General features: G+C 41.0%; 11 protein-coding genes. 6 read left to right on the top strand and 5 right to left on the bottom strand.

The window, feature by feature from the left end; genetic code table 11:
* Positions 1-740: virulence factor BrkB family protein (locus CXF78_RS03580; RefSeq protein ID WP_102035993.1), on the bottom strand; the 740-nt coding region annotated here is incomplete at its 3' end.
* A gap of 105 nt (positions 741-845) precedes the next feature.
* Between CXF78_RS03580 and CXF78_RS03575 the strand changes: the two genes are divergently transcribed.
* Together CXF78_RS03575 and CXF78_RS03570 are read left to right on the top strand one after the other, a co-directional pair.
* Positions 846-1,070 carry a hypothetical protein gene (locus tag CXF78_RS03575; RefSeq protein ID WP_011635820.1) on the top strand — a complete coding sequence of 75 codons (225 nt, stop codon included), beginning with the start codon at positions 846-848 and terminating at the stop codon, positions 1,068-1,070.
* 62 nt (positions 1,071-1,132) lie between these two features.
* On the top strand, positions 1,133-1,780 hold the full coding sequence (locus CXF78_RS03570; RefSeq protein ID WP_011635819.1) for a DUF2959 domain-containing protein: 648 nt from the start codon (positions 1,133-1,135) through the stop codon (positions 1,778-1,780).
* A 115-nt stretch (positions 1,781-1,895) separates the two neighbouring features.
* Here CXF78_RS03570 and CXF78_RS03565 read toward each other — a convergent pair whose 3' ends face one another.
* The 4 genes from CXF78_RS03565 to glnA form a co-directional block, all read right to left on the bottom strand.
* Complete coding sequence (locus tag CXF78_RS03565; protein WP_102035992.1) at positions 1,896-2,366, bottom strand: Lrp/AsnC family transcriptional regulator; 471 nt, start codon at positions 2,364-2,366, stop codon at positions 1,896-1,898.
* 192 nt (positions 2,367-2,558) lie between these two features.
* Complete coding sequence (locus CXF78_RS21995) at positions 2,559-3,098, bottom strand: type II secretion system protein (protein ID WP_011635817.1); 540 nt, start codon at positions 3,096-3,098, stop codon at positions 2,559-2,561.
* Between the two features lie 53 nt (positions 3,099-3,151).
* On the bottom strand, positions 3,152-3,388 hold the full coding sequence (locus tag CXF78_RS03555; RefSeq protein ID WP_257984825.1) for a diguanylate cyclase domain-containing protein: 237 nt from the start codon (positions 3,386-3,388) through the stop codon (positions 3,152-3,154).
* A 207-nt stretch (positions 3,389-3,595) separates the two neighbouring features.
* Positions 3,596-5,005, bottom strand: a complete 1,410-nt coding sequence (gene glnA / locus CXF78_RS03550; RefSeq protein ID WP_011635815.1) for a glutamate--ammonia ligase — start codon at positions 5,003-5,005, stop codon at positions 3,596-3,598.
* Between the two features lie 480 nt (positions 5,006-5,485).
* On the opposite strand from glnA, the gene typA reads away from it, so the two are divergent.
* The 4 genes from typA to CXF78_RS03535 form a co-directional block, all read left to right on the top strand.
* Positions 5,486-7,297 (top strand): translational GTPase TypA, encoded by a 1,812-nt coding sequence (typA, locus tag CXF78_RS03545; RefSeq protein WP_011635814.1) that lies wholly within the window; start codon positions 5,486-5,488, stop codon positions 7,295-7,297.
* 196 nt (positions 7,298-7,493) lie between these two features.
* A complete protein-coding gene (locus CXF78_RS21215; RefSeq protein ID WP_145991368.1) occupies positions 7,494-7,787 on the top strand; it encodes a hypothetical protein in 294 nt (97 codons plus the stop codon).
* Positions 7,788-7,846: 59 nt separating this feature from the next.
* On the top strand, positions 7,847-8,158 hold the full coding sequence (locus CXF78_RS03540; protein ID WP_011635813.1) for a pyrimidine/purine nucleoside phosphorylase: 312 nt from the start codon (positions 7,847-7,849) through the stop codon (positions 8,156-8,158).
* A gap of 130 nt (positions 8,159-8,288) precedes the next feature.
* The coding region (locus tag CXF78_RS03535) for a DUF4124 domain-containing protein (RefSeq protein ID WP_102035990.1) at positions 8,289-8,743 on the top strand (455 nt) is incomplete at its 3' end.

Below are 8,743 nucleotides of genomic sequence, written 5' to 3'. Positions count from 1 at the left end.
GCGCCATAAATGGCTTCATAACTCGGAAACTGAGTGACATAAAACGCAAAACCTTTTTTACCTGCTTCAAATAATACCGCAGCAACAATTGCGCCTAATAAAGCATGCAAGAAATGCACTTTCTTATTTGGTACTACCATATACAACAGTAATATCGATGCTGCAGAAAATATCAACGGCAAACGTTCAACAATCCACGGGACTAGTCCAGATAATTCAGTACCTGCCACAACCTCTAATGACACAACATAGGACGTTGCTACTAAGCTTGCACCTATGAGAACAGGTCCCAGAGTCAACACCATCCAGTACATCGAAAATGACACCACGTATGAGCGTTTTTCGGTAATCCGCCAAATGTTATTCAATGCTTTGTCGATAGCTGAAATCAGCATAATGGCAACAAACACTAAGGCGATAATACCGACAAAAGTGCCTTTAGATGCATTAGCGACAAATTCGTTAATATGCACTTGTACCGTATCACCCGCCGCAGGTATAAAATTATTATAAATAAAGCCTTCGATATTGCCGCGAATACCTTTAAACACCGGAAAGGCCGATAACATCGACATGGTGACAGCCAACATAGGCACCAGTGACAACAAAGTCACATAGGCCAAATGACCCGCTCGTATATTGATTTGGTCTTCAGCAAGCCGCTGTTTGAGATGGAGTAGAAACTGCCAAATCCCACTAAAAAAAGCCGCAATAGGGCTGTAATCAAACTTTTTTGGCATAATAATCCTTATTTCATACCACGTTAGTGGAGATAACATTTGTATTCAGTCACTAACTTCGTACAATGTTATAACATAATAGTCATCGAATAATGGAGCAAATTGATGTCACAACAAGGTTCGGCGGGTAATGTACTCGCAGCTGTCGCGAGCTTATTTTTCCCAGGCTTAGGCCAGCTTTTGCAAGGGCGTATATTAGCGGCTTTGTTATTCTTCTGCATTACTGCCGTTTGTTATTTCTTTTTTGTGTTGGTCATCCCAGCCATTATCGGTGGTTTATTCCATTTATGGAGCATCATCGATGCAGCAAAATTTAAATCAGGTAGTTAACTCACAAGGTAGTTAACTTCAACGAGGTACCTTTCACCTCACACAATAAAAGAGACACATTGATGAAAAAATGGATATCACTGGCACTATTAAGTAGCAGTTTACTGTTGAGCGGTTGTCAAAGCGCCTATTACGGTGCAATGGAAAAAGTCGGCTATCACAAACGCGACATTATGGTCGATAGAGTGCAAGAAGCAAAAGAGTCGCAAGAAGAAGCTCAAGAGCAATTTAGCTCTGCATTGGAAGAAATGCAGGCGCTTTTAGCATTTGATGGTGGCGATTTAGAAGATGCTTATAACAAAGCTAAAGATGAATATGAGTCTGCTCAATCTGCTGCTGATGAAGTTAGTCATCGCATCGAAAAAGTCGAAGATGTCGCGGATGCTTTATTTGATGAATGGCAAACTGAAATCGAAGAAATAAGCAAAGCCAGTTTACGCCGTAACAGCACCAGCAAGCTCAATGAAACCAAACGTTCATATAAAACGCTAGTCAGAAGTATGCGCCGGGCAGAAGCTAAAATGCCACCCATTTTAACCGCAATGAAAGATAATATGCTGTATTTAAAACATAACCTAAATGCGCAGGCTATTGGTGCCATTAAAGGTGAGTTTGCCAATTTACAGACAGATATCTCTAGCTTGATTAAAGAAATGAACAAATCGATTGCCGAATCGAACAAGTTTATAGCCTCAATGGAACAAGGTTAAACCTTACCTCCCCATGTCAACTAACGCCCTTAGCGGTAACCTATGCTGTCATAGTCTATGACGGCCTAGGTGCTGCTTTTGGGTATTTATATGTGCCTATTCTGTGTATTTATGCTTAGTCGATCGGCGACTGGTCCACAGGTAAAGCCGTACGGCTAAAGATTGGCTTCAAGAGCACAGTGGTTTCAATGCTGGCGACAAACTTAAGGTTGCCAAGCGATTTCTTGATAAATTGTTCATAAGAAACCAAGTCTTTGGCGACGATTTTGAGCATGTAGTCATAAGCTCCGGTTACCACAGCGCATTCCATCACTTGAGGTAATTGTGCCATGGTTGATTCAAATAACGCGGTCGATTGATCAGTATGTTCCGTTAAACGTATCGATGTATAAACCACAACATTTAAGCCCACTTTAAAGGGATCAACTTGTGCAGCATAGCCTAAAATTACTTTATCTTGTTCAAGCTTTTTAACTCGTCGTAAACAAGGAGTATCCGACATATTAACCTTATCGGCTAATTCAGAAACAGCCATCCGGCCCTGACGTTGTAAAATTTCTAATAGCTTGAGGTCTTTTTTATCCATTAAACAAATCGCTTTTTAGTGAGTGATTAACGGTATAAATATCATATTCCTGAGTGAATTCCTCTACAAATTTACGTTAATCACAAATATTTCAAGCAAATGGGCGCCGCAAAACAATAAAGGCCATAAAGTTAACATGGCATTTATCTAAAGAGGGTAACTTGAGGTGATGCTAGCGGAGAATAACAACACTTAACACTCGTCAATATCGACAACAACTAACGGTGACTCTCCTGCGGCTTGTGGTTGCGAATATCTAATTTCGCATTTATTGGCAGCATAATCTGCATTTGGACGAATACGTAATCCGCTTCGATTATTAACATCATAGGTTGTGATGTTAAATTCACCACCGCCACTGTTGTCGGCAATGTTAATCATTCTAACGATACCGGCTGAAGTATGACGCGGATATCCGTAAGCTAACGTTACTGATTGGCCTTGTACCATAATACTATTGCCCAAACCATTACTGGTCCCAGGGGCTGTTTCATCGCAACCTGCACTTATCACGCAAGCAGAATAAACCAAGATTTTACCGCTATTAATTGCTGCTGCAACGCCCTGCATACTACTCGCGTAAGCATTACTTTTTAAACCGATAAATTTTGGAGCAACCACAACAGCAAGGATGCCTAAAATAATAATCACTACCACAAGTTCTATTAAGCTAAAACCTTGCTGCTTACGCCACGACAAACGACCATGATTAAATGAGCTTGTATGTATCAATTTAGATATCCTGCAGCCAAATAAAAAATAACATTATTCTCTATTTTAAAATGTTAATCAGCCAGTATCACCTGAGATTTTCCGGCATATTTAGCCTGATACATCGCAACATCTGCACGATGGATTAAGCTATCTGTATCGCTATCAACACCTTTATAAATGGCTGCACCAATACATGCACTAATGGTTAAAGAATATGTGCCTATTTGAAAAGGTTGTTTGATCAGTTCAAGAATACTGCTTGCGGTAGCCATTACAGTACTACTATCGATATGATCATATAAAAGGATTGTGATTACGAATGAGTTTCAATCATTTCTTGAGCCTAAACTAAGCAAATAATATTTTAGCCTTCTAAATGATACCTATTTTGCTATCAACTACAGCTTAGTCAAATTTACATATCTTTGTGTTCATTGATCCACAAACAAAAAACCCGATAATCACTTATCGGGTTTTTCTATTGGCTTGCTTGTTTAAGCAATTGCGCTCAAGAATTACAAGCTGTAATACATTTCAAACTCAAGTGGGTGAGTAGTACGTGCAACACGTTCTGCTTCTGCCGTTTTAAGTTGGATATAAGACTGAATAAAGTCTTCGCTGAATACGCCGCCTTTAGTTAAGAACTCATGGTCAGCCTGTAAATTTTCAAGTGCGTTTTCTAATGACGTCGCAACCTGTGGAATTTCAGCAGCCTCTTCAGCTGGTAAGTCATATAGATCTTTATCCATTGCTTCACCTGGGTGGATCTTGTTTTGAATACCATCAAGACCAGCCATTAGTAATGCAGCAAAACCTAAATATGGATTTGCATGTGGATCAGGGAAACGCGCTTCGATACGACGGCCTTTAGGGCTTGGTACCACTGGAATACGAATTGAAGCACTGCGGTTACGTGCAGAATATGCAAGCATTACTGGCGCTTCAAAATGTGGCACTAAACGCTTGTAAGAGTTTGTGCTTGGGTTAGTGAACGCATTCAATGCACGGGCATGCTTAATAATGCCGCCAATGTAGTAAAGCGCTAGGTCACTTAAACCTGCATACTTGTCACCTGCGAATAAGTTAACGCCGTCTTTAGCTAAAGACTGATGCACGTGCATGCCGCTACCGTTGTCACCAACGATTGGTTTTGGCATAAATGTCGCTGTTTTACCATAAGCATGTGCCATGTTATGAACAACGTATTTTAGAATTTGAATTTCATCAGCTTTCTTAGTCAACGTATTGAAACGTGTTGCGATTTCGTTTTGACCCGCTGTTGCTACTTCGTGGTGATGCGCTTCAACTACTTGACCCATTTCTTCAAGTACTAAACACATTGCCGAACGTAAATCTTGTGAAGAATCAACTGGTGCAACGGGGAAATAACCACCTTTCACCATTGGACGGTGACCAGTGTTACCTTCTTCATAGCTCTTAGCTGAGTTCCATGATGCTTCTTTTGCGTCAATCTTCACGAAACAACCTGACATGTCAGTACCAAAACGGACATCGTCAAATAAGAAGAACTCTGGCTCTGGACCAATCAATACTGTGTCAGCAATACCAGTAGAAATTAGGTAAGCTTCAGCTTTCTTAGCAATAGAACGTGGGTCACGGTCATAACCTGTCATAGTACCAGGCTCTAAAATGTCACAACGAATAAGTGCTGTTGTTTCTTCAGTGAAAGGGTCTAACACGAAAGTGGTTGGATCTGGCATTAGCACCATGTCAGATTCATTAATGCCTTTCCAACCCACAATTGAAGAACCGTCAAACATTTTGCCGTCTTCAAAGAAATCTTCATCTACTTGATGAGAAGGAATAGAAACATGCTGCTCTTTACCTTTAGTGTCGGTAAAGCGTAAGTCTACAAACTTAACTTCTAACTCTACAAGTTGTTTTAAAACTGATTCAACTGACATTCTCAAGCCTCCGGTAGGGTAAAGGGTTGTCCCTTAAATAATCTTGCTATTCGCCAGATGATGCACCTGGAAAACGAATCTTTTCATAATTATCAGCAATAAAGCGATATTCATGCCAGATCGCTAACTAATTGATTTTATGAAGATGAGAAAGTTTCCAAATCTTCTAAATCATAACCTTGCACCAACCTCGTGCATCACTATGTTTCATCATGGTGCAAAAGTCCATAATGGTGCGTCATGTTAATGTTGCTGTTTTAGCCAATGTCACATTTTTGTCTTACATCATGGTTATGCTTAATATATATACGTTTTATGCTGTTTTTTAACGCATAGCAAGCAATAGATTTACAAGTGTTCAAAAATAATCCTATCTACAAAAGCTGCTGTGAAGTAGAATGGCACGCTTTTTTACAGTGGCTATAATCTATAACTACTGTTAGATCCTTTTTTTTTATTTGCTGGTTTAGAGGTTTATCCGTGCTAGAGAATTTACGTAACATCGCCATTATTGCCCACGTTGACCATGGCAAAACAACCCTGGTTGACAAAATGTTGGCGCAGTCAGGAACCCTTGCATCTCGTGGAGAAGCTACTGAGCGGGTTATGGATTCTAACGATCTTGAAAAAGAACGTGGGATCACCATTCTGGCAAAGAACACTGCCATCCAGTGGAACGACTACCGTATTAATATCGTAGATACTCCTGGCCACGCCGATTTCGGTGGTGAAGTTGAACGCGTTCTATCTATGGTTGACTCAGTATTACTATTGGTTGATGCAGTTGATGGCCCAATGCCACAAACTCGCTTTGTAACCAAGAAAGCATTCGCTCAAGGCCTTAAGCCAATTGTTGTTATCAACAAAATTGACCGTCCAAGTGCTCGTCCAGATTGGGTTATTGACCAAGTATTCGATTTATTCGTTAACTTAGGTGCCACTGACGAACAACTAGATTTCCCAATCGTTTACGCTTCGGCATTAAATGGTTTTGCAACGTTAGATCCAGATGTAGCGAGCGATGATATGACGCCGCTATTCCAAACTATCGTTGAGAAAGTTGCTTTCCCAGACGCTGATGCTGAAGCGCCATTCCAAATGCAAATCTCTCAAATCGATTATAACTCATACGTGGGTGTTATCGGTATTGGCCGTATTACCCGTGGTAGCGTTAAAACTAACCAACAAGTGACTATTATTGGCGCTGACGGTAAGACTCGTAACGGAAAAATGGGCCAAGTATTAGGTTACATGGGTCTTGACCGTACAGAAGTGCCAATTGCAAATGCTGGTGATATCGTTGCTATTACAGGTTTAGGCGAGCTTAAAATCTCTGACACTATCTGTGCAGTGAATGCAGTAGAAGCAATGCCACCGTTAACTGTTGATGAACCAACGCTAACGATGACATTCCAAGTAAACACTTCTCCGTTCGCGGGTAAAGAAGGTAAGTACGTTACTTCACGTAACATTCTTGAACGTTTACAGACTGAATTAGTTCACAACGTAGCACTTCGCGTTGAAGAAACAGAAAGTCCAGACCGTTTCCGCGTATCAGGTCGTGGTGAATTACACTTATCGATTTTAATTGAAAACATGCGTCGTGAAGGTTATGAATTAGCTGTATCTCGTCCAGAAGTTATTCTAAAAACAATCGATGGTGAGCTACATGAACCATACGAAACTGTAACAGTTGACGTTGAAGAAGAACATCAAGGTACCGTAATTGAAAAATTAGGTGTTCGAAAAGGCGAAATGAAAGACATGCAGCTTGATGGTAAAGGTCGTGTACGTATCGACTTCGTTATCCCAAGCCGTGGCTTAATTGGTTTCCAAACCGAATTCTTAACTGCTACATCTGGTACTGGTCTAATTTATCATTCATTTGATCACTACGGTCCACACAAAGGTGGCGATATTGGTCAACGTGCTAACGGCGTATTGATTTCAAACGCAACAGGTAAAGCACTAACATTCGCTCTATTTGCTTTGCAAGACCGTGGTCGTATGTTTATTGGTCACGCTGCTGAAGTGTATGAAGGTCAAGTAGTGGGTATTCATGCTCGCTCTAACGATTTGACAGTAAACTGTTTGAAAGGTAAACAGCTAACTAACATGCGCGCATCTGGTACTGATGAAGCACAAGTATTGACTACACCAATTAACTTAACGCTTGAGCAAGCTCTTGAATTCATCGATGATGATGAATTAGTTGAAGTAACTCCTAAGAACATCCGTGTTCGTAAGAGATTCTTAACTGAAAACGAACGTAAGCGTAATAACCGCGGTTAATTACCATCAATGAGTGGCAGATTACATTTGCCACTCATTGAGACCTAAAAAGCCCAGATGCATGCATCTGGGCTTTTTGTTGCCTTGTCTATACAGGCTAAAAGCGAAAGGCCTAGTACGCTGCGCGGCTAGAGGCTATAAAGTCAACAGCTTAGCAGCGAAGCGACTCTAGCAATGACGAAGTCATGTCCTAGCAGTGACGAAGTCACGCCTTAGCAGCGAAGCGACTCTAGCAGTGGCGAAGTCACGCCCTAGCAGCGAAGCGACTCTAACAGTGGCGAAGTCACGCCCTAGCAGCGAAGCGACTCTAGCAGTGGCGAAGTCACGCCTTAGCAGCGAAGCGACTCTAGCAGTGACGAAGTCACGCCTTAGCAGCGAAGCGACTCTAGCAGTGACGAAGTCACGCCTTAGCAGCGAAGCGACTCTAGCAGTGACGAAGTCACGCCTTAGCAGCGAAGCGACTCTAATGATACAACATGAAAACATTTAACTAGATATTTTACGTAAACGCAGATAGATTCATGCCAAGATCATTTTTAAGGAGAATATATGAGTATGTTACAACAGGTAAGCGTCGCTAAAAAAGCCAATGTGTATTTTAACGGTAAAGTGATAAGCAGAAGCGTAGTATTAGCTGATGGTAGTAAACAAACTTTTGGCGTTGTATTGCCTGGTGAATATGAGTTCTCAACGGCTCAAGGTGAAATAATGCAGGTTATTTCCGGCAAGTTTGACGTGTTATTACCGGGTAAAACAGAGTGGGTTGCATATGCTGAAGCAAGCCAGTTTGAACTTGCACCAAATGTGAGCTTTAGTATTCGAACAGATCAAATTTCAGAATACTGCTGCCAATACATATAGTTTTCTTGCACCTTAATAAACAATAGCGACTTACAGTGCCGCTTCAATTCAGCTTAACTAAATCAGTTTAAGCTGATTTTTTTTATAAAAACGTCTACTCTATTAAAACTGTCGTTTTATGGAGTGCATCATGCGCCTTATCATACTTATTAGTTTGCTATTATTGAGCGCCCAAAGTGTTGCTGCCGTATACCGTTGGGTAGATGAAAATGGCAAAGTTCATTACTCGGATGAACAAAAAAATAATGCCGAAGCTGTTGAATTAAATGAAAACACCCAAAATAACATGACGATTAACACCCCAACAAAAATCAATGTTACTCCAACAACAGAAGCATCAATTAATTACACGATTTCGATAACCTCTCCACAAGAAGAAGCTACTGTGCGTGACAATAACGGCGCATTTACCGTGTCAGTGAGCGTCAGCCCTCAACTACCTCGTGGCGTGCTAATGACATTATTAGTCGATGGAGTTATCACAGCCCCTGCTCAAGTATCGAATATATTCCAATTAACAGGCATTAATAGAGGTGAACACTCACTGGTTGTTAACGCTGTAACACAAAGCGGCAAAGTCCTTGC

The organism is Shewanella sp. 11B5 (genome assembly GCF_002836795.1).
GTDB lineage: Bacteria > Pseudomonadota > Gammaproteobacteria > Enterobacterales > Shewanellaceae > Shewanella > Shewanella frigidimarina.
This window is presented reverse-complemented; position numbering and strand designations above follow the sequence as displayed.

What these genes read in the sequence shown, in the direction of transcription:
- CXF78_RS03575 (WP_011635820.1), top strand. Translation starts at nt 846, where the DNA reads ATGTCACAACAAGGTTCGGCGGGTAATGTACTCGCAGCTGTCGCGAGC.
- CXF78_RS03570 (WP_011635819.1), top strand. Translation starts at nt 1,133, where the DNA reads ATGAAAAAATGGATATCACTGGCACTATTAAGTAGCAGTTTACTGTTG.
- CXF78_RS03565 (WP_102035992.1), bottom strand. Translation starts at nt 2,366, where the DNA reads ATGGATAAAAAAGACCTCAAGCTATTAGAAATTTTACAACGTCAGGGC.
- glnA (WP_011635815.1), bottom strand. Translation starts at nt 5,005, where the DNA reads ATGTCAGTTGAATCAGTTTTAAAACAACTTGTAGAGTTAGAAGTTAAG.
- CXF78_RS03540 (WP_011635813.1), top strand. Translation starts at nt 7,847, where the DNA reads ATGAGTATGTTACAACAGGTAAGCGTCGCTAAAAAAGCCAATGTGTAT.